Source organism: Natronococcus roseus (assembly GCF_043677095.1).
Lineage (GTDB): Archaea > Halobacteriota > Halobacteria > Halobacteriales > Natrialbaceae > Natronococcus > Natronococcus roseus.
In genome coordinates this window covers 98,728-119,857 of the sequence record NZ_JBHLJR010000002.1, presented here as the reverse complement: position 1 = coordinate 119,857, position 21,130 = coordinate 98,728, and the positions used below count along the sequence as shown (strand labels likewise).

Annotated in this window: 19 protein-coding genes; 9 read left to right on the top strand and 10 right to left on the bottom strand. The window is 65.5% G+C overall.

Translation table 11 applies throughout. From position 1 onward, the window contains the following. Positions 1-327 precede the first annotated feature (327 nt). Together glmS and ACFEMD_RS05300 are read right to left on the bottom strand one after the other, a co-directional pair. A complete protein-coding gene (gene glmS / locus ACFEMD_RS05305) occupies positions 328-2,127 on the bottom strand; it encodes a glutamine--fructose-6-phosphate transaminase (isomerizing) (RefSeq protein WP_394739916.1) in 1,800 nt (599 codons plus the stop codon). Then, entirely contained in the window at positions 2,127-3,296 is a 1,170-nt protein-coding gene (locus ACFEMD_RS05300; RefSeq protein WP_394739915.1) for a sugar phosphate nucleotidyltransferase, read from the bottom strand. Before ACFEMD_RS05300 ends, glmS begins: the two co-directional genes overlap by 1 nt. Positions 3,297-3,612: 316 nt before the next feature. Between ACFEMD_RS05300 and ACFEMD_RS05295 the strand changes: the two genes are divergently transcribed. Further along, positions 3,613-5,238, top strand: coding sequence for a hypothetical protein (locus ACFEMD_RS05295; protein ID WP_394739914.1), 1,626 nt, complete (start codon positions 3,613-3,615; stop codon positions 5,236-5,238). Positions 5,239-5,570: 332 nt separating this feature from the next. Here the strand turns inward: ACFEMD_RS05295 and ACFEMD_RS05290 are convergent, their stop codons facing one another. The 3 genes from ACFEMD_RS05290 to ACFEMD_RS05280 form a co-directional block, all read right to left on the bottom strand. Then, positions 5,571-6,806 (bottom strand): twin-arginine translocation signal domain-containing protein, encoded by a 1,236-nt coding sequence (locus ACFEMD_RS05290; protein WP_394739913.1) that lies wholly within the window; start codon positions 6,804-6,806, stop codon positions 5,571-5,573. A 202-nt stretch (positions 6,807-7,008) separates the two neighbouring features. Continuing rightward, a complete protein-coding gene (locus ACFEMD_RS05285) occupies positions 7,009-7,578 on the bottom strand; it encodes a zinc ribbon domain-containing protein (protein ID WP_394739912.1) in 570 nt (189 codons plus the stop codon). Positions 7,579-7,826: 248 nt separating this feature from the next. Then, complete coding sequence (locus tag ACFEMD_RS05280) at positions 7,827-8,054, bottom strand: DUF5795 family protein (protein ID WP_005558915.1); 228 nt, start codon at positions 8,052-8,054, stop codon at positions 7,827-7,829. A gap of 105 nt (positions 8,055-8,159) precedes the next feature. Between ACFEMD_RS05280 and ACFEMD_RS05275 the strand changes: the two genes are divergently transcribed. Next, positions 8,160-8,999, top strand: a complete 840-nt coding sequence (locus ACFEMD_RS05275; protein WP_394739911.1) for an alpha/beta fold hydrolase — start codon at positions 8,160-8,162, stop codon at positions 8,997-8,999. 132 nt (positions 9,000-9,131) lie between these two features. Continuing rightward, complete coding sequence (locus tag ACFEMD_RS05270; protein ID WP_394739910.1) at positions 9,132-9,776, top strand: hypothetical protein; 645 nt, start codon at positions 9,132-9,134, stop codon at positions 9,774-9,776. A 99-nt stretch (positions 9,777-9,875) separates the two neighbouring features. On the opposite strand, the gene ACFEMD_RS05265 is transcribed toward ACFEMD_RS05270, so the two are convergent. Further along, a complete protein-coding gene (locus ACFEMD_RS05265) occupies positions 9,876-11,048 on the bottom strand; it encodes a M24 family metallopeptidase (RefSeq protein WP_394739909.1) in 1,173 nt (390 codons plus the stop codon). Between the two features lie 163 nt (positions 11,049-11,211). On the opposite strand from ACFEMD_RS05265, the gene ACFEMD_RS05260 reads away from it, so the two are divergent. The 3 genes from ACFEMD_RS05260 to ACFEMD_RS05250 all read left to right on the top strand — a co-directional run bounded on the left by ACFEMD_RS05260 (position 11,212) and on the right by ACFEMD_RS05250 (position 14,201). Continuing rightward, the gene (locus ACFEMD_RS05260; RefSeq protein ID WP_394739908.1) at positions 11,212-12,861 is read left to right on the top strand and encodes an alpha,alpha-trehalose-phosphate synthase (UDP-forming); all 1,650 of its coding nucleotides are present in this window, start codon (positions 11,212-11,214) and stop codon (positions 12,859-12,861) included. A 1-nt stretch (position 12,862) separates the two neighbouring features. Next, on the top strand, positions 12,863-13,714 hold the full coding sequence (gene otsB / locus ACFEMD_RS05255; protein ID WP_394739906.1) for a trehalose-phosphatase: 852 nt from the start codon (positions 12,863-12,865) through the stop codon (positions 13,712-13,714). Between the two features lie 139 nt (positions 13,715-13,853). Beyond that, on the top strand, positions 13,854-14,201 hold the full coding sequence (locus tag ACFEMD_RS05250; RefSeq protein ID WP_394739905.1) for a winged helix-turn-helix domain-containing protein: 348 nt from the start codon (positions 13,854-13,856) through the stop codon (positions 14,199-14,201). 23 nt (positions 14,202-14,224) lie between these two features. Here the strand turns inward: ACFEMD_RS05250 and ACFEMD_RS05245 are convergent, their stop codons facing one another. The 4 genes from ACFEMD_RS05245 to ACFEMD_RS05230 all read right to left on the bottom strand — a co-directional run bounded on the left by ACFEMD_RS05245 (position 14,225) and on the right by ACFEMD_RS05230 (position 16,972). Then, entirely contained in the window at positions 14,225-15,037 is an 813-nt protein-coding gene (locus ACFEMD_RS05245) for a zinc metalloprotease (protein ID WP_394739904.1), read from the bottom strand. 80 nt (positions 15,038-15,117) lie between these two features. Continuing rightward, complete coding sequence (locus ACFEMD_RS05240; protein ID WP_394739902.1) at positions 15,118-15,423, bottom strand: hypothetical protein; 306 nt, start codon at positions 15,421-15,423, stop codon at positions 15,118-15,120. 384 nt (positions 15,424-15,807) lie between these two features. After that, entirely contained in the window at positions 15,808-16,125 is a 318-nt protein-coding gene (locus ACFEMD_RS05235) for an RPA12/RPB9/RPC11 RNA polymerase family protein (protein WP_394739901.1), read from the bottom strand. Positions 16,126-16,321: 196 nt separating this feature from the next. After that, entirely contained in the window at positions 16,322-16,972 is a 651-nt protein-coding gene (locus tag ACFEMD_RS05230; protein ID WP_394739899.1) for a helix-turn-helix domain-containing protein, read from the bottom strand. Positions 16,973-17,057: 85 nt separating this feature from the next. On the opposite strand from ACFEMD_RS05230, the gene hutU reads away from it, so the two are divergent. From hutU to hutI, 3 genes are read left to right on the top strand one after another with little or no spacing between them, the layout of a single operon-like run. Next, positions 17,058-18,809, top strand: a complete 1,752-nt coding sequence (gene hutU / locus ACFEMD_RS05225; RefSeq protein ID WP_394739897.1) for a urocanate hydratase — start codon at positions 17,058-17,060, stop codon at positions 18,807-18,809. Next, entirely contained in the window at positions 18,806-19,792 is a 987-nt protein-coding gene (gene hutG / locus ACFEMD_RS05220; protein WP_394739896.1) for a formimidoylglutamase, read from the top strand. Before hutU ends, hutG begins: the two co-directional genes overlap by 4 nt. Then, on the top strand, positions 19,789-21,066 hold the full coding sequence (gene hutI / locus ACFEMD_RS05215; protein WP_394739895.1) for an imidazolonepropionase: 1,278 nt from the start codon (positions 19,789-19,791) through the stop codon (positions 21,064-21,066). The genes hutG and hutI overlap by 4 nt, the downstream gene beginning before the upstream one ends. Positions 21,067-21,130: the final 64 nt, after the last annotated feature.

Below are 21,130 nucleotides of genomic sequence, written 5' to 3'. Positions count from 1 at the left end.
GAATACGATTGCCGGAAACCGACCGTTAGGGCACGAGCGGTCCCGCGACCGGCCGGCGAGGACCGGCCATCCGTGTGATCGATGTTCGACGCCGACGGACCGTGTCGACGCTCGCGTCGAGTCCCGCTCGACGGCGTCGATCGTTTTCGAGCCGATAGTACTACCGCGGCTCGCTTCGCTGAGGTGTACGTCTGAACCACCCCAACTCGAGCGTTTCGGCGGTCACGAACTCCCTGGGTGCCGTCGCAGACCCCGAGCGTTCATCCCGACCCCTCGTACTCACTCTCTGTTAGCAACGCCCACTTTGTGGGCGAGAAATCGGTCCCGCTACTCCACTGTGACGCTTTTCGCCAGATTTCGGGGCTTGTCGATCGACCGACCCAGCTCGTGGGCCGTCCAGTAGGCGACCCGCTGAAGCTGGACGTTCGCGACCATCGAACTCGTGATCTCGCCGGCCGACGGTACCTCGAGGACGTGGTCGGCGTAGCGACCGACCTCCGATCGGCCGTCGGTGACGGCGACGACCGGCGTCCCCCGAGCCTCGACCTCCTTGACGTTCCCGATGGTCTTTTCGGCGCGTCGACCGTCGCCGGTGACGATCGCAAACACCGGCGTCTGTTCGGTGACGAGTGCGAGCGGCCCGTGTTTGAGCTCGCCGGCCGCGAAGCCCTCCGCATGTTTGTACGTGATCTCCTTCATCTTCAGCGCGCCCTCGAGGGCGACGGGGTAGTGATACCCCCGTCCGATGAAGAAGTAGGCGCCCGCGTCGGCGTACGTCGAGGCGACCTCGCGGGCGGCGTCCTCGTCGAGGACGGACTGGATCCGGTCGGGAACCGACCGCAGCTCGCGGACGAGCTCCCGGGAGCGGTGGTCGCTCAGCGAGGCCGCGAGCATCGTCAGCGCGGCCTGCTGGGAGGCGAAGGTCTTCGTCGCGGCGACGCTGATCTCCGGTCCGGCGCGGATGTACAGCACGCGATCGGTCTCGCGGGCGGCCGAGCTGCCGACGACGTTCGTCACGGCGACCGTCGTCGCGCCGGCGGCGTTCGCCTCCCGGAGCGCGCGCAGGGTATCCGCGGTCTCGCCGCTCTGGGTGACGCCGACGACGACCGACTCGGTGTCGATCGGCATCGCCTCGGCCTCGAACTCGCTGGCCAGGTAGGCGTGGGCCGGCACGCCCCACTCCCGGAACAGCTGTGCGCCGAACAGCGCCGCGTGGTAAGATGTGCCACAGGCGACGAACGTTACGGGCGGGTTCAGCTCGAACCCCTCGAACTCCTCCAAGGTAACCCGGCCGCTGAGCTCGTCGAGCCGACCTCGGAAACACTCCCGGAGCGACGACGGCTGCTCGTTGATCTCCTTTCGCATGTAGTGGTCGTAGCCGCTCTTGCCCGCGTCCTCAGGGTCCCACTCGATCGTCTCGATCGAGGTCTCGACGACCCGGCCCTCGCTGTCGGTGACCGAGATCTCGTCCCCCTCGAGCCGGGCGAACTCCCCGTCCTCGAGATAGATCACTCGGTCGGTGAACTCGATGAACGCGGGGACGTCGCTGGCGAGGTACGTGCCGTCGTCGGCGAGACCGAGCACCAGCGGCGACTCGTGGCGCGCGGCGTACACCGTCTCCGAGCCGGCGAAGACGGCCGCGACGGCGTAGCTTCCCTCGAGTCGACTGATCGCCGCGCGGAACGCGGCCTCGTGGTCGAGCCCGTCCTCGAGGTAGCCGGCGATCAGGTGCGGGATGACCTCCGTGTCGGTCTCGCTGCGGAACTCGACGCCCTCGGCCGAGAGCTCGTCGCGCAGCCCCTGGTAGTTCTCGATGATCCCGTTGTGGACGACCGCGACCCGGTTCTCGGCGTCCGTGTGGGGGTGGGCGTTGCGGTCCGACGGCGGCCCGTGGGTGCTCCAGCGGGTGTGGCCGATCCCCGTGGTCTGGTTGCCGAGCTCGGCGCCCGCGAGCGCGTTCTCGAGCGCCGAGAGCTCGCCCTGGCGCTTGTGGACGTCGAGCCTGCCGTCGGCGAGTGCGATCCCCGCCGAGTCGTACCCTCGGTACTCGAGCTGGGAGAGGCCGTGGAGCAGCACGTCGGCCGCGTCCGAGCGGTCGGCGCCGACGTAGCCGATGATTCCGCACATCAGCTCCACACCTCCGCGTCGGCGGCGATCGTTCCGCCGACGGTCGACCCGCCGTGACAGACCGCGCCGTGGCCGACGACCGTGCCGGGCTCGTAGGTCACCCCACCGACGTCGCGGACGTGATCGGCCAGCACCGCGCCGAGGATCGTCTCCCGGTGAACGCGGTCGCCGATCTCGACGTCACCCGGGCCGCCGACGACCGTCGAGTTCGGGCCGATCCCGACGCCCCGCCCGGTCACGCAGTCCCGCAGCGTGGCGCCGTTGTCGACGCGAGTGTCGGCGTCGAGCACCGACCGTTCGACCGTTGCGTTCGATCCGACGGTGACGTTCTCGCCCAGGGAGGCGTTCGGCCCGACGACCGCGCCGGGACCGACGACGCAGTCGTCGTCGATCACGACCGGCTCGAGCACCGTCGCGTCCTCGTGGATCGACGCGCTCGCGGCGATCTGCCGCTCCTCGCCGTCCTCGAGCAGGTCGTCGGCGATCCGCAGCAGGTCCCACGGGTAGGTGGCGTCGATCCAGGTTCCCTCGGAAACGACTCCCCGAACCGCCTCACCGTCCTCGAGCAGCGTCGCGATTCCGTCGACCAGCGACTGCTCGCCGTCGCGAGGCTCGCTCCGGCGAATCCCCTCGAAGATCGACGGTTCGAAGGCGTAGACGCCGGCGTTGAGCTGGTAGCCCCGATCGTCCCGCGGGTTCTCGACGATCTCCGTGACCGCACCGTCCTCGAGGAGCACGCCGCCGTACCGGGTGACGTCGGCCCGCCGGACCAGCCCGAGCGTCGCCGTCGCCGACTCGCGGTCGTGGGCCGTGATGACGTCCTCGATGATCCGGCTGTCGATCAGCTGATCGCCGTTGACGACGAGCGCTGCACCCTCGATCGCCGGCTCGGCGGCAAGCAGCGCGTGGCCGCTGCCGAGCTGTTTGTCCTGCGTGACGTACGTCAGGGGGACGTCCCTGTAGCTCGGACCGAACTCGGACTGCACCCGGGTTCGGCGGTAGCCGACGACGACCGTGATGTCGGTGACGCCGGCGTCGATCAGCGCGTCGAAGACGTGCTCGAGAATCGGTTTCGTCGCCGCCGGAAGCATCGGCTTCGGCCGGTGTGTCGTCAAGGGCCGAAGTCGTCTCCCCTCCCCTGCCGCGAGCACCACTGCGGAGTATCCCATGTCTGTTGACAGCTAGCACCAGCTATTATTCCTTTCGACTGGGGATTCCGTTCGTACCGCCTCCCGTTTCTGGCGGGACCTCCACGGGCAGGGCTCGAGGCCGCTCGAGGGGCTATGCGCCGTCTCGAGTATCGTCGCTCCGTCGACACGTGTCCGCCGGTCGGATCGTAGCCGGCTCTCAACTTTCACATATAATTATCCGCCCCCTGTCCAGCCTCCCGTTCGGTTTCGGTGCTGCAACACCCGTTAGATGCCCAATTATTCCTGGAAGCCGGTCAATTACAGAGTGTGATATGCTCATCGGTCAAACTGCGCTATGGCAGAAAAGAACACGAACCGCGGCACGATGAAGCGAAGAGGATATCTCAAAGGACTCGCGGCGGGCGGACTCGGCGTCGGGACGCTTTCCGTCGCGAGCACCCGTGCGCATGCGGATACGGGTAAGGACGACGAGAAGAAGAACGACGAGAAGGAGGAGGAAGCGAAGACGCACGATGTCAACGGCGACGATCTGTACCTGGTCTTCGGCGCCGACTCCTCCGAGAAGGACCTCGGCGGCTGGGTCGACAAGCACCGCGACGAGATCAACGGCGACTCGCAGGACCCCCTCGGGAACGTCATCCAGTACCAGGAGGTCTCCCAGCTCAACGTGCTCCAGCAGGGCAACGCCGTCAGCATCGCCATCGACGGCGCCGACGCGACGGCCGTCCAGGAGACCGAGCAGGACAACGTCAACGTCCAGGACGCGAGCGCGGAGTCGATAGACAGCTCATACGAGACGCGAGACGAGACGTTCTACGACCCCGACGGAGTGTACATCGTCTTCGCCGAGGAGACCGGCTGCCGGACGTTCTCCGGCTGGGTTTCCAGGGAGGACACCTACGAAAACGGATCGTCCGCCACCGCGACGATCGACCAGGAGCAGACCGTCGATCAGTTCAACTACAACAGCCAGAGCACGTCGATGGCCCTCGCCGAGAAGGGCAGCTGCGCCCGGTCCTACCAGCGCAGCTGGCAGGCGAACGAGAACTACCAGCACGCCGAGGCCGTCGCGGCGAACATCGGCGAGGGCGACCGACAGGAGGCCGAGGCGTCGGTCGAGCAGGCCCAGGACGTCTCCCAGCTCAACGTCAGCGAACAGGGCGTCGCCATCGCGATCGCCGTCGGCAAGTGCAGCACCGCGGAGGCCTACCAGCTGAGCTCCCAGCTCAACGTCAACGAGCAGACCGCCGACGCGACGGCGATCAGCTTCGGCTTCCGGTCGGCCGACGACATCCTCGACCGCGCCGAGATGGAGGGCGAGCTCCCGAAAGACGCCGTGAAGCGCACGGACGACGGCAAGCACCAGTCGAACGCCCAAGAGGCGTCGGCGGAGATCACGCAGGTCCAGCGCGTCGGCCAGGAGAACATCAACCTGCAGAACGCCGCCATCGCCCTCGCCAAGAAAGACAGCGACGCGACCGCACGACAGGTGAGCTACCAGGGTAACTTCAACGCCCAGGTGGCCACCGCGGAAGGGCTGAACGTCAGCGACGGACGCTGCAGCGCGTGTACGGTGCTCAACGGCGCCGCCGCCAACGACGACGGTTCCTGGGCGCTGGCCTACGAGAACGGCGACAGCGACGTCGATCTCGAGGCGGCCGCCGCCGAAATCGATCAGTACCAGTTCGTCGAGCAAGTGAACGTCAACGAGCAGTTCAGCGCGATCGCCTACGCCACCCACTGCGGCGAGGCGACGGCCGAACAGCTGAACTACCAGGCGAACCAGAACGTCCAGCTGACCGAGGCGCGCGCGGTCGGCGAGGGTGACGGCGAGGAAAAAGACGAGAAGGACGAGAAGAAGGGTAAGAAGGACGACAAATCGAAGAAGGACGAAAAGAAGAACGGCAAGGACAAGGAGAAGAAAGACGAGAAGGGCGAGAAGAAAAAGACGACGCACTAGAGCGTAGGCGCCCGATCACCGTTCGAACTTTCTATGCCTCGTCTTCCGATCGGACCGTAGCCGTCGGCTCGTTTCCGCTCGCGAAACCGTCTCGAGCGGGAGTTGCTACGTCCAGCGTTCGCCGCCCGCTGAAATTACCCTCCTGTCGGAAGCCCGTCCGCGAACTCTCAGTCGGTTCGATTCGACAGTCGCCTTCGGCCTCTGGCGGCTGTGTAAGTCGCTCGAATGTTGTTCGCTCTGAAAGGAAATACGTCTTGAAAATCTGTGAACTTACCGAGACCGAGAAAGTGTTACTCCGCTTCTAAAAAGAACGACAGCTGAGTGGCTATGCCTTAGCAGTCGTCGTCGGGCTCGGGCTCAGGCTCCGGCTCTTCTTCCGGACAGTCTTCGTCCTCTGACTTCTCTACCTTCTTTTCGGGCTCCTCTCCCTCGTAGTCGTCTTCTTCGTCCGGGCAGTCCTCGTCCTTGGTGTCCGTTTCGTCCTCGCGACTGTCGCTTTCGTCCTTCTCGTTGTGGTCGTCCTCAGGATCCTCATCGACGTCGTCTTCGCGGTCCTCTTCTTCCGGCTCTTCCGCTGGCTCCTCATCGACATCTTCGTCGTCTTCCTCAGGCCCTTCATCGTCGACCGCCTCCTCGACCTCTTCGATGCGGGTCACTGACGCATAGACGTGGCCTTCCTTCCCGTCTGCATCGATACACTCGGGGAACGTCAGGCTTACAGATTGGGTCTCCCCTGGCTCGGAAACCACGGTATCTTCGTGCGAGGACTGTGACTCTCCATCCTCGTCCGATACGCCACCGACGAGGTACACCGTCATCTCCTCGTTATCAGTCAGGTTCTCGACATCGAACTCGACGTAGCAGAAGTTCTGGGCGGCGTCACTCTCCTGGTAGTAGTACTCAGCCGACGACAGCTCGAGCCTGTCGTCGAGCTCGCTGTCGTCTCCCAGTTCGTAGGTATAGCGGTACTCGAATTCGACATCCTGGCGAATCGGTTCCTCGTCGACATCGTCTTCGGGTTCGTCGTCGTACTCGTCGGCGTTGTAGGCTGGGTCGTCAGCGACCGTGTCGTCGGTCTCGACGACGATCTCCCCGCTCGGCGTACGAAGTCCCAGTGTGTTGGGCTCTTGATGGTTGATGCGACCGTGGTCGTGATCGCCGACCGTGACGTCGGACTCGATCGAGTCAACGCGCTCGGACTGGAAACCCGTCCAGACCGACAGCTGCTCGCCTGTGTCGATCGTCACCCCCTCCGGGAACGTATCCGTCTGATCCTCGTCGACGTCGAATCCCCAGTCCATCTGATAACCCGTGAGATCAACATCCTCGTCCCCGACGTTCTCGAGGACGACGACGTCCTCGATCGGATACACGGTCGCGATCTCGACCGGAACCGACTCGTCTGCCCCCGCTTTCGAAGCCAGACCAGCTGCGCCAACTGTCGCTCCTACACCCGCTACGAAGTTACGTCGATTTAACTTCATGTCCACGTCCAAGGCTATCTCCACTGGCCATAATAGTTGTGGAGTGGAAAGTGTGGAGAGAGCGTATGTTGCGCCAAAAAACAAGGAGTACGAATGAAAGCCATACTCCCATATATTCTATGCATTTGTGATATGTCTAGTAGCTAGAAAACTACTCGAGCAGCACAGCAGCAATGCTCGAGACCAACTGATGCACTGTATCCCCCGATATACTTCTCGAGGTCACTGCCGAGGTCGGTCTGGGGATGATGAGCTACAAAAACAATCTTCTCGAAAACGGTCTGTGCTACCGCGTCTGGGCCGTCTTGTACGCGTCGTACACCGAGTAGATCCATACCAGCGGGAACGTGAGGAACCCGATCAGGAAGAAGATGAGGATCACGTTGATTACCTGGACCCCCATGATCGCGATTCCCTTCACTACATCCCCGTTGTAGATCTGACCCCCACCGTTGATCACTGCCGACAGCAGGGCTGCTACTCCAGGGCTCTTTTCATTCGACTCGAGGCGAACGCCACAGCTCGGACAGAGTTCTGCCTCCATCGAGATCTCCGAGCCACAGTGCTCGCAGAACTTCATGTTCCCCTTGTTCGTCCCGACCGCTGTCGAGTCCTGCGATTGTTGCTGCGGTTGTTGAGATTGCGAGTCCTGCGTCGTCGTCCCCATCGAAGCCGACGTCGTCGGCGATGACTCGGTCGCCCCCTCGCCAGAATCCCCGAACTCGAGGTCGTCTCCCGTCGTGACCTCATCCGGATTGTCGAACTCGAGCTCGTCCTCCTCCGTCTCGAGTGTATCCGGCCCTTCTGATTCTACCCCGCTACTCCCATCTGATTTCCGAGTCGTCTCGTCCACCATACGATATCTCCATTAGTTTATAGTGGTATAGTACTATCGGGAATTTGACTCCTGTTCGGTTCCGATCGAAATCAGGGGCATCCCCTTGATCGTATCAGACATGTGTCTACTGGCGTGGGAATTAGCGCTAATCACGGGACGGAGCCGGGTTGCCCGGAATGCGCCTTTCGTAACTGACTCTATTCGCCGTACTGTAGTGACACCAGCAGAATGGCCGAATTCGTGGGAAGACGTCGGGAGCAGTCGATTCAGTCCCGATCCGTCTCGCTCCAGTCGCAGTCCTGACACTTCTGTCCCGTGACGAACTCCGTGACCGACGGCATGTAGCCGACCTCGAGGACGTCCCCGCCGCAGTCGGGACACTCCCTGTCGGCCTCCTCGATCGCCTCGGCATCCATGACGGAGTCGTCCTCGATCAGCTCCGCGAGTTTCTTCGCCGTGACCATTCGTCCCTGAACGACGCGATTTTCGCTCACGACCGTGTGTCTGGTCCCGACGTTCCTAAGCGTTTCTCGGTCGACTCGTGGTCCCGGATCGAGTCAGGGCCAACTCCTATCGGGCTGTCGGACGGAACGAGACCTATGAAACACGACGGGTGGACCGACCGACTCGAGTCGACGACGGTGACCGTCGACGGTCACGACCTCGAGATGGCGTACGTCGACGAGGGCGAGGGCCAGCCCCTCGTTTTCCTCCACGGGATCCCGACCTCGTCGTACCTCTGGCGGCAGGTTGCGCTCGAGTTCACCGACGACTATCGTGTGATCGTCCCCGACATGGTCGGCTACGGCGAGTCGACGATGGACGACCGGTTCGACCGCTCGATTCGGGCCCAGGAGCGAGCGGTCGCCGACCTGTTCGACCAGCTCGGCCTCGACTCGGTTTCCTTCGTCGGCCACGACCTCGGCGGCGGGGTCGGCCTGCGCTACGCCGTCCACGAACCAGAGTCGGTCGACGAGCTCGTGCTCTCGAACGCCGTCTGCTACGACTCCTGGCCGATCGAGACGATCGTCGATCTCGGGCTTCCGTCCACGATCGACGAGATGAGCGTCGACGAGCTGACCGACACGCTCGAGTCGGTGTTTCGCGGGACGCTGTACGGCGACGACGCCGACGACGCCTTCGTCGAGGGGATGGTCGACCAGTGGAACTCCGAGGAGGGGGTGGTCTCGCTGTCCCGGAACGCGATCGGGACGAACACGAGCCACACGACCGAGATCGACCCCGCCGAGGTGACCGCCCGCACGCTCCTGTTGTGGGGCGCCGAGGACGAGTTCCAGCCGATCGAGTACGCCGAGCGCCTCGAGAGCGATATCGACGACGCCGACCTCGTCGGCCTCGAGGAGGCGAACCACTGGGTGCCCGAAGATCGACCCGAGGCCTACCGCGAGGAGCTGCGGTCGTTCCTCCAGTCCCAGTGAGTTTCGTATTCGGTCCGGATCGTGAATCCGAATCGGCCGAACCGTCGGACGGGGAGGCGTACCGAACGAGAAGGTCAAATCGACGCTTGAGCTTAGAGAAGGGTTTTATCCACTGCAGATAATTTTTTTGATATGAACCGTCGCCAAGGGCTCCGCAGTCTTGGTGTTGCACTCTCAGTCACGCTCGCCGGTTGCGTAAGCGAGAGCGGTAGCACCGACGACGGGAACGGATCAGACGGCGACACGAACGGCGACAGCGCGGTTTCGACCGACGGTTTCGAACGACAGATCTCGATATCGGACGTGGACGACGTCCCGAGCGACGCACCCGTCGAGTTCGATGTGGAAGTAGTTGAAAAGACTGTGACGGCCGACGAAACTGGATTTATCGAGGTGTTCGCTACGAACACGGGCGATACTGAAAAGCAGATTTGGAGTCCGTACTACAAGGGATCGAGCTCGGCTGAGAGTGAGGCGGGTATACTTCTCTACTCGCTTACAGCTCCTGATAGCCCCGAAGAAGACTATACTCCGGACTGTATTGAAGACCCGGAAGCCACGGACGAATACGTCGAAATGACGGACGAAGGCCCGTTAAATCACACACTCGGCCCTAACGAAACGGGGACAGATCGGCTCATTGTCGTCGACGATCCAACCGCCGAAGGATGTTTTCCGACTGGCGAGTATCGCTTCGAAAACGCTCATGAATATGCTGGTATCGAGTTCACGTGGGGATTTACGCTCAGAATCACTGATGAAAATACAAACAGCTGACAGAGATCTCTTCTGAAAGTCGGCGTGAGCCGGCGCGCTACCCCCTTCCACCCTTGGCCCGTACGTAACGCGAGTTTCATCCACTAGTCTAAAACCGTGTTACGATCCACTGCGACCGATGTCCTTGCCGCTCTCCCAACCCCGCGGCGAGTCGTTCAGCCGCTCGCAGCCCTCCTCGGTGACGACGACGAGATCTTCGAGCCGCACGCCGAACTCGCCCTCGAGGTAGATTCCCGGCTCGACGGAAAAGACCATTCCGGGCTCGAGTTCGCGGTCGTTGCTCGCGGTGATGTAGGGCGGTTCGTGGACCTCGAGGCCGACGCCGTGACCGGTGCGGTGGACGAAGGCGTCGCCGTAGCCCGCCTCCTCGATCACCGAGCGAGCGAGGCGGTCGATCTCGCCGGCCTCGACGCCGGGCTCAACGGCGTCGACGGCCGCCCCCTGGGCCTCGCGGACGACCTGGTGAACCCGTTCGTACTCCGCGGGCGGTTCGCCGACGACGATCGTCCGGGTCTGGTCACCTGGGTAGCGCGCGGTTCCCACCTCGAGCTCAGCCTCGACGAACGCGCCGAAGTCGAGCACGATCGGCTCGCCCCGTTCGATCTCGCGATCGCCGGGATGGTGGTGGGGGCGGGCGCCGTTCGGTCCCGCGGCCACGATCGTCTCGAAGGCGGGCTCCCCGCCGCCTTCCGCCGCCAGCAGCGAGTCGATCTCGCTCGCGAGTTCGGCCTCGGTCGTTCCGACCAGCTCCTCGCCCCGGGAGCGGACCTCGAGGGAGACGCGGTCGGCGACCGCGCCCGCCCGGCGAAGCGCCGCGAGCTCGGTCCCGTCCTTGCGGATGCGAAGCTCCTCGAGGACGGCGCTCGCGAGGCCGAACTCCGCGCCGGGGAGCAGCGAGCGCAGGTCGTGGTTGAACGTCGTCCACATGCGGTCGTCGAGCAACACGGTCGGCTCGTCGGCACTGTTTGCGCTCTCGAGCGCTATCCCCTCGAGCAGCTCCTCGGTAACCGCGAGCGGATCCGTCTCGTCGTCCCAGAGTCGGACGTTCGGAACACCGAGGGAGTCGAGTTGTGCCTCGTACATCGCGGGCGCGACGATCGCGGGCGCCCCATCTCGAGGAACGAACAGCAGGAAGTGGCGCTCGGAGGGCGACTCGACGAACCCCGTCAGGTAGGTCAGATTCGGGCTCGGAAAGCAGACGAGTAGCTCCGCGCCGACGGTCTCGAGTCGGCGCCGACAGGCCTCGATCCGGGCGTCGAACGGGGGGTGCATACCTCAAGGATTTCGGCCGTCCCGAAAAGAGCGTTCGGGTCACGGTGTCGAACGGACGGCGTAGCGACGGGTCTTCCGGCCGAAACGATACCGGGGGGTATTAGAGTTCCATGCGGGTGCAGGCCGCGAACCGACCCGCTAGGGACCTGTTTCCCTTCAGCGAATGCGAAATACGGAGCACCGGCTGCCCGACGAACGGACCGACGGGCGACGTGCGGACGGGGGGAGCCGCCCCGACGAGACGGACGACGATACCGACGGTCCGGGCTGTCCGGGATCGCTGATCGTCGTCTCGAACCGTCAGCCGTACCGCCACGAGTACGAGCACGAGTCCGAACCGGAGGGCGACGACGGATCCATCGTCGTCGACGAGCCCGCCGGCGGACTAACCGCCGGCCTGGACCCGGTCGTTCAGGAGGCCAACGGCACCTGGATCGCCTGGGGCGACGGCGAGGCCGACTTCGCGGTCACCGACGCGAACGATTGCGTCTCCGTCCCGCCCGGGGAAGACGCCTACACCCTCCACCGAATCGACCTTTCGGAGGAGGCCGTGAACTCCTACTACTACGGGTTCAGCAACCAGGTTCTCTGGCCGCTCTGTCACGAGTTCCCCGACCTGATCGAGGAGCGAGACGACTGGGCGAACGACTTCGAGTGGTACCGAACCGTCAACGAGCGGTTCGCAGACGCCGTCGCCGAACACGCCAGCGCCGAGTCGGTCGTCTGGATTCAGGACTACCACTTCGGGCTCGCGCCGCGGCTGATCCGCGAGCGGATCCCGAAGGCCGCGACGATCGCACACTTCTGGCACATCCCGTGGCCGACGCCGGAGACGTTCGCGGAGTGTCCCGTCCGCGAGGAGCTCCTCGAGGGGCTGCTCGGCAACGACCTGCTCGGCTTTCACGTCGATCGGTACGCGCGGCTGTTCCTCGAGTGCGTCGAGCAGTACCTCGACGGCGCGGTCGTCGACCACGAGGAGTGGCTCGTCGACTACGACGAGGGGACGACCCGGCTGGCGACCGCGGCGATGGGGATCGACGCCGAAACCTACGACGAACACGCCCGAGCAGTCGAAGATCCGGACGCGTTGCTCGAGGAGTTCGGCGTCTCTCCCGAGGTCACGCTCGGACTCGGCGTCGACCGCCTCGATTACTCGAAGGGGATCCCTGAACGTCTCGCCGCCCTCGAGCGCTTTTTCGAGCGCAACCCCGATCGACGCGGGGAGTTCACGTTCCTCCAGAAGGCGACGCCCTCTCGAACCGGCATTCCGGCCTACGAACGGCTCGGCGACCTCGTCCGAAGCGAGGTCACCCGGATCAACAGCCGGTTCGGCACGGACGACTGGCAGCCGATCGTCTACACCGAGGAGTACGTCCCCCAGGAGAACCTCTGTGGCCTCTACCGTCGGGCCGACGTCATGATCATCAGCCCGCTGCTGGACGGGATGAACCTCGTCGCCCAGGAGTTCGTCGCCTCCTGCGTCGGCGAGGGACCCGCGAGCGAATCGTCGCCGGGTGCACCCCACGGCGACGGCGTCCTGTTGTTGAGCGAGCGAACCGGCGCCCACGAACGGCTCGGCGCCGACGCGGTGACGATCGATCCGACCGACACCGACGCGTTCGCCGCCGAACTCGAGACCGCGCTGGCGATGCCGGCCAGCGAGCGACGGCGTCGGATGCGGTCGATGCGAACCGACGTGTTCGAGGCCGACCTCGAGGCGTGGATGGACAGCCAGTTCGACTCGATCCGACGCCTGCACGACCCGAGCGAGTCGAACGACGACGATCCCGGCGCGCGGACCCCACAGATATAACATGCAACAGCAGCGAACGAAGCCGAACCCGATCGACGAGCTACGACCCCGAATCCGGACGCGACTCGAGGAGGCGACGGAACTCCTGTTGTGTCTCGACTTCGACGGCACGCTGGCACCGATCGTCGACGACCCCGACGAGGCGGCTCCGACGCGGGCCGTCAGCGACGCCCTCGAGCGGCTCACCGACGACCCGGCCGTGACGACTGCGATCGTCAGCGGGCGCGGGCTCGCCGACGTCCGCGAGCGCGTCGACGGCCCGCGGATCTACGCCGGGAACCACGGGCTCGAGCTCGAGCGTGGCGATTCGGTCGCGGTCCACCCGATCGCTCGAAAGCGCGCCGCGCGCGTCGACGCCGTCTGCGAGGCCCTCGAGATCGCCCTCGATCCGGTTCCGAACGCCCGCGTCGAGAACAAGCGCCTGACCGCCACGGTCCACTACCGGTCGGTGCCCGAACCCGCGAGACCGCAGGTCGAGCGACTCACCCGCGAGACCGTCTCCCGGTTCGGCGGCGAGGGCCTCGAGCTCTCGACGGGAAAGGCGATCCTCGAGATCGGCCCCTCGATCGACTGGGGGAAGGGAAACGCCGTCGGAATGCTCGTCGCCGACCGCTCGGACGGAACGGTGCCGATCTACATCGGCGACGACGTCACCGACGAATCCGCGTTTCGAACCGTCCAACCCCGGGGCGTCGGCGTCCGCGTCGGCGACGACACGCCGACGGCCGCGTCGGGGCGCGTCCGCTCGCCCGAGCAGGTCGCCTCGCTGCTCGAGTGGTTCGCGACGACGGGTGTCGAACACGTTCGGGACAACCCTGTCGCCTCCACGACTCGGACTGCTGACAGTGGGTGAGCCGACAGACGAGAGTCCGCTTTTGTAGATCCAGGGACGCTGGGACGTCGAATATGTCACTCGAATCGGGTCGACCGGTCGGAGTCGAAAGAATTAGTCACCACTGGAAATATAGTGGCAGGCACGAGCGTGACCGAGAGTGAAATTACGACAACCCACTGACTTCCTGATCCTCGAGGAGCTCGAGGACAAGGGACGCAACGTCGCGACCAACCTGGCGGCCCACACCGGCAAGAGCCGCAAGAACATCAACACCCGACTGCCGGTGCTCGAAGATTACGGGCTCGTCGAGAAGATCGGTCCGGCCGAGCGCTCCGGCCTCTACGAGATCACGTCGCTCGGCCAGGCGGCGCTGGTCTACCGCGATCAGTACGACGAGACCGACGACTTCGAGTCGCTCATCGAGGGGCCATCCCCGGAGGTCGACGAGTCGGCCGGCGGGCAGGGGAGTTTCGCCCGCGGCGAGAACGAGACCGACGAGGAGTAGATTCCTCGTCGCTTCCCGGCCAGCTACAGCGTCAAGCCGCCGCTGTAGGACTCGAGCTCCCGTCTCGAGCACGCCGAGAACGTCAGGCTCAGCGCCCGGTCACGTCCCGCCGTCGACGGATAGACGGTACCGCAGCGCGATCGATCGTGCTCGTAGTCGGGATCCCAGGCGTAACTGCTAAGCATCGGCGTCGCGACGACGGTCTCCCCGCTGGTGAAGGCGACGCCGTGGTCGTGATCGAGTCCGAGCGCGTGCCCGAGTTCGTGCAACAGGATCTGAACCGTCCGGGTCGGGCGCTCGTTGGGGACGGTCCGGTGGACCACCTCGCCGTTCCGAACCGTTCCGAGCTCCGCGATCGGCGGTAGTGTCGCGAGGTAGCGAGCGCCGCCGACGGACGCGACGCGGGGCAGCGCGAACCCGGTCGGCGCGGTCGTCATCTGGCCGTCCGTGACGAGCAGGTTGACGTCCGAAACCGGGTCGACGTCGCCGATTCCGACCGCCCCCGAGACCAGCGTCGTGGGCCACTCGCCGCCGCTGGTCACGCGGGCGCCGTCCTCCGTCGAGACCGCGACCGTTCCGCCGACCGACAGCTCGAGCTCCCAGTACTCGTCGGAAAGCAACACCTCGAGATAGTCGCGAACGCGGTCGGCGATCCCGTCGTACCCCGCGGCTCGCTCGGAAAACCAGAGTCGGACCTCGAGGCGGTCGCTTGGTTCCCGCCTCGCGTAGCCGAGCGTTCCGACGGTGGCGACCGAGGCGGTCGACCCGGCCAGCCCGACCAGTAGCTGGCGCCGCGTCAGGGTCGGACTCCCGTCGCTCGCTCCCTCGTCGTTCATGTTCGCTGAAATCGATCTCGGCGTGCGTTTGGCGACCCCTACGAACTACGATGGCTCGCCCTAAAACGGTTACATTCGGACTATTGACCGTCAGGGAACCCGTACCGTCGGTTTCGGGGCCGACGACACCGCCGTCGCGTCCGGACTACGCGGGCGGCCTCGCCCTCGAGCCGAACCTCCGCTCGAGCCGGCAGCGTCGCGGGATCGATCGGAGCGAGCAGCAGTAGCTCGCCCGACTCCGTTTCGACCAGCCGTCGATCGGGGTCGTCCTGTCGGAGGCAGGGGTTCCACGCGCCCGATCGGAGCCGGCGGGTAACCTCCCAGCCGGTGTAGTAGCTCCCGTCGGACCCCTCGAGAACCGTTTCGGTCCGCAGATCCTCGATCACGCTCCCTCCACTGGCGGCGCTCGAGCGGCCCCTTTCCGCCCTCGTCCTCGGTCGCTCATCGCTCGAACCGAGTCGGGCCGACCCTATCGGCGGTCGGGTTAACAGTTGCGACAGTTATACGCGGGAGAGTGTCTCCAGTCCGGAACTGATCGCGTCGACTGACGGTCGCTCGAGTGTTTTGGGTTACTGCGGAGTCCGAACGCTGCCCCGTCTTCGGTTCTGTTTCTGGAGAGAGTGTTCCAACGATTACCGAACCGACAACCGGGGGAATGACCATCCCAACGAAGGCTCTTGTGACAGAGAGTGTTGATAGCCTCAAGAACGTTGTTGGAGTTGGGTTGGAGTCGACGAGTAATGTGTGGTCTGTACACGCGAGATGCGCCGTCAGGACTCGCGCCACTTGTGGCCGCACTCGACGCAGGTGAACAGCCGAACCTCGTAGGAGCCGCCCGGCTTCGGCATCAACTCGGAGTAGGCCCGGTCGCTGTCGCAGTCGTCCGCCGGACAGGGCTCCTGCATCGTCTCGGTGGAGCCCTGGGTCGCGTCGGCCACGGCGGGTGCCCCGTCGTCCCACTGTCCATCCTGGGTCGCCATCGCCGCTTCTGCTTGCGAGTCCCGCGGCTCCTCGTTCTCACAGGAGCGACACACCCACGCGTCGCCCTCCGTGTGCATTATCGAACCACACTCGTCACAGAATTGCATATAACGTACGAAGACACGGTTGTCAGATATATGTGTTAACTTCCGATCCGTCGTGGATTTCGGGCAACTGCTCGTGCTGACTGTACTGAGTTATCGAAGAGGCAACAGGAAACGTTTGATTTTGCCTGGCATGTTACCGAGTCGCTCGATTCGGTTTCAGCGGTCGTTCCGAATCCCGAGTCCGTACTCCGATCGATTAGTAGAGGGAGGCGCGCAGCGCCGAGAGCAGCTTTCGCTCGACCCGTCGGAGGTGGTCGTCCACCGCCCGTCGGCTGATTCCCAGCTCGGCCGCGAGTTGCTCGCTCGTCGTCTCTCGTGGGATCTCGTAGTAACCCGTTTCGACCGCCAGCGAGAGAACCTCACGCTGGCGGGCCGTCAGCTCCGGCAGCGTCTCCTCGAGGGACACCAGCGGAGACGACCGGGCGGGAACGCCGATCTCGCGTTTGCGCAGGACCTCGACGTCGAACCTGTCCTCGAGGAGAGCGGCGTAGAGATCGGTGAGGTTCTCGGAGTCGAGCGCGAGGATCCGGCAGTGCTTGCGTCCGTCCTCGTACCGCAGCGGCGGGAGCAACAGACAGTCGTGGGACTCGAGGTAGCGCTCGATGTGCGACGTCTCGTGTCGTTTCAGGCAGGAACTGGTGATGACGACCGTCTCGCCGTCTCCGCGAACGCAGTCCTCGATCCCGATGTCTGCCCGGACCCGGGAGAGCACCGGTTCGACCGATGAGCCGACGACGTAGAGGAGGTCCGCGTGATCGTTACACCAGAGTTCGATCCGACAGTCGGTGCCGTCGGTCGGCGCGGTGTAGGCGCTCGAGTCAGCGATAGCGAACGTCGCCTCGTACACGCGTACCGGTATGCAGCTGAACTACTATAAACCCACTTCCGTACGGAACACCGATGGTGTTGGTTCCTCGCATCGTGCTATCGGTATGGACAGCGACCGACGATCGACGCTCGGGGAGGCCGACCCGAGCGATCAGTGGCAAAAGTATCGTGGCTCGCCGACGGGGACGGACCTCGAGTGTGCGGGCTGGCGCCAGGAGGCGGCCTTCCGAATGCTGAACAACAACCTCGACCCCGAGGTCGCCGAACGCCCCGAGGACCTGGTCGTCTACGGCGGCACCGGTCGTGCGGCCCGGTCGTGGGACGCCTACGACGCGATCTGTGACGAACTCCGGGAGCTGGGCGACGAGGAGACTTTACTGGTTCAGTCGGGCAAACCCGTCGGCCGCTTCGAGACCCACGAGCGGGCCCCCCGAGTGCTGATCGCGAACTCGAACCTCGTCGGCAACTGGGACGACTGGGAGCACTTCCACGAACTCGAGGCCGAGGGCAAGATCATGTACGGCCAGATGACCGCCGGCTCGTGGGCCTACATCGGCACGCAGGGGATCATCCAGGGCACCTACGAGACCCTCGCGGAGCTCTCGAGCCAGCACTACCCTGACATCGAGGGGCTCGAGGGCAGGATCGTCGTCACGGGCGGCCTCGGCGGGATGGGCGGCGCCCAGCCGCTGGCGGTGACGATGAATGGCGGCGTCTGCATCGCCGCCGAGATCGACGAGACGCGGATCGATCGGCGCCTCGAGACGGGCTACTGCCAGGAGAAGACCGACGACCTCGAGGCGGCGATCGAAACCGCCCAAGCGGCCGCCGAGGCCGGCGAGCCATACAGCGTCGCCGTCCACACGAACGCCGCAGATATGCTCGAGGCGATGCTCGAGCGCGGCTTCGTTCCCGACGTCGTCACGGATCAGACTAGTGCCCACGACGAACTCGAGGGGTACTACCCCTCGAGCTACACCGTCGCCGAGGCCGACGACCTTCGCGCGGAGGATCCCGAAACCTACGTCGAAGCGAGCCTCGAGACGATGGAGCGCCACGTCGACGCCATCCTCGAGATGCAAGAGGAGGGCGCGATCGCCTTCGAGTACGGCAACAACATCCGGGGACAGGTCGCGACCCACCGGAACCACACCGCAGCGTTCGACTTCCCCGGGTTCGTCCCCGCCTACATCCGGCCGCTGTTCTGTCGCGGCAAGGGACCGTTTCGCTGGGTTGCCCTCTCGGGCGACCCCGCCGACATCCACCGGACCGACGACGCCGTTCGCGAGCTGTTCCCCGAGAAGGATCACCTGCACCGCTGGATCGACCTCGCACAGGAGCAGGTCGAGTTTCAGGGCCTGCCCTCGAGGGTCTGCTGGCTCGGGTACAGCACCGACGGAGCGGGCGACGAGGGGCTCACCGAGCGCGCCCGGTTCGCCCTGCGGATCAACAACCTCGTCGCCGAGGGTGAGATCTCGGCGCCGATCGTCGTCACGCGGGACCACCTCGATGCCGGCTCCGTCGCGAGCCCGAACCGCGAGACCGAGGCGATGCGCGACGGCACCGACGCCGTCGCCGACTGGCCGATCCTCAACGCGCTGCTCAACTGCGCGGCCGGCGCCGACATCGTCAGCGTCCACGACGGTGGCGGCGTCGGCATCGGCAACTCGCTGCACACGAACAACCACATCGTGCTCGACGGTTCGGAACTTGCGGCCGAGAAGGCGAGACGGGTGTTTACTACCGATCCCGGAACGGGTGTGATCCGTCACGCCGACGCTGGCTACGAGGAGGCCATAGCGGAGGCCCGCGAGTCGAACGTCCACGTCCCGATGGCGGAGGGCGATCGCTCGTGAGCGGCACCGATCGGTTCGCGACCAACCCGGACTGGGCGTCGACCGGCGGCTGGGACGCCCTCGCGGGCGGCGACGCGAACGACGAACTGTTCGGTGACGTCGTCGAACGGGTCGCTCTCGAGGACCTCTCGGAGAGCGCGTTCGAGGCCGTCCTCGTCGGCGAACCCTACGACGGCGCGGTCATCGGCCGACAGGGCGCCCGCGAGGGGCCGCCCGCGATCCGCCGCTCGCTCGCCCGAACCAAGTCCCATCACTTCGACGGCGGTCCTCTCGATGGGGTCGCGGACCTCGGCGACGTACGCTCGCTCGTCGAGACGCTCGAGGACGACACGGGCGAGCGAGTTTCGGCGGTCCAGACCGAACTCCACGAGACGACTCGGCTCGTCCACGAGCGCGACGCGCTTCCGGTCTTCCTCGGCGGGGACAACTCCCTGACCTACCCCAACGTCGCGCCGCTGCTCGAGTCGGGTACCGTCGGCGTGATCAATCTCGACGCCCACCTCGACGTTCGCGCGGTCGACGGCGAGCCCACGAGCGGAACGCCGTACCGACAGCTGCTCGAGGACGGCCTCGAGGGCTACGCCTGCGTCGGCACTCGTCACTTCGAGACCTCGACCGCGTACCACGACTACTGCTGCGAACGGGGCGGCGAGGTCGTCACGAGCGAGGAGGTCGGCGACGACGTCGTCGCCGCAGCGGATCGGGCTCTTGAGGCCGTTGGCGACGTCGACGCCCTCTACGTCAGCGTCGACTGCGACGTCCTCGATGCGAGCGCTGCACCCGGTGTGAGCGCACCGACGCCCGGCGGGCTGCGCACTCGAGAACTGTTTCGGCTGCTGCGGCTGCTCGCGAGCGACGACCGGATCGTCGGCTTCGAGGTCGTCGAGTGCGCGCCGCCGCTGGATCGAGAGGGACTGACGGCCGACGCGGCGGCCCGGGCGATCGCACACTTCCTCGCGGGGTACACGGAGGGACGACGATGAGCGGGCCAGCCGAGGACGTCGACGCCGTGAGGGGCAGCGCGAACGGCGACACCTGCGTCGTCTACGGGATCGGCGAACTCGTCGTCGGGCCATCGAGGAACGAATCCGACGATACACCCCTCGAGATCCGCGAGGACGCCGCCATCGCCGCGGTCGACGGCGAGGTCGTTGCCGTCGGCTCGAGCGACGCCGTCACCCGCGAGTATCCGCCCGAGAACGCCGAGACGGCGATCGACGCCGACGGGCGAGCCGTCGTCCCCGGTTTCGTCGATCCCCACACCCACGCCGTCTTCGCGGGGGATCGGTCCGACGAGTTCGAGGCGAAGTTACGAGGGAAGGAGTACCAGGAAATCCTCGCCGAGGGCGGCGGCATTCTCCGGACCGTCCGAGCGGTCCGGGAGGCGAGCGACGACCAGTTAGTCGCGAACCTCACTGGGCACCTCGAGACGATGCTCGCCCACGGGACGACGACTGTCGAGGTCAAGTCGGGGTACGGGCTCGACGTCGAGACCGAACTGCGACAGCTCGAGGCGATCGACCGCGCCGACGCCGCCCACTCGGTCGACCTCGTGGCGACGTTCATGGGCGCCCACGCGGTCCCCGACGATCGAGGTACCGACGAGTACGTCGACGATGTCGTCGAGGAGCAGCTTCCCGCGGTCGCCGAGCAGGGAATCGCGACCTTTTGCGACGTCTTCTGTGAGGAGGGCGTCTTCGACGTTGACCAGTCCCGGCGGGTGCTCGAGGCGGGACTCGAACGCGGCCTGACGCCGAAGGTTCACGCCGAGGAGTTCGTTCGCCTCGGCGGGGCAGAACTTGCGGCCGAACTCGGCGCTGCGAGCGCCGACCACCTGCTGCACGCGAACGAGGACGACGTCGACGCGCTGGTCGAGAACGGAGTCGTGCCCGTCCTGTTACCCGGAACCGCGTTCGGCCTCGGCGAGGACTACGCCGACGCGCGGACGTTCCTCGAGGCCGGCGCACCGGTCGCGCTGGCGACCGACTTCAACCCCAACTGTCACTCCCGGAGCATGGAGTTCACGCAGACCCTCGGCGCCGTCGAGATGGGGATGACGCCCGCGGAGGCGCTGCTCGCGTCGACGCGGAACGCGGCGCTCGCGCTCGGACTCGAGAACGGGACGGGGACGCTCCGGGAGGGCGCGCCGGCCGACGCCGTCGTGCTCGAGGCGCCGTCGTTCGCCCATCTGGCCTACCGGTTCGACACGACGGCCGTCGATGCGGTGGTCAAGGCCGGGGAGGTGGTCGTCGAATGACGGTCGCGAGTACCGCAGTGGCACCGAACGCGACCGCAACCACGTCGGGGCCGGTCGGACGATC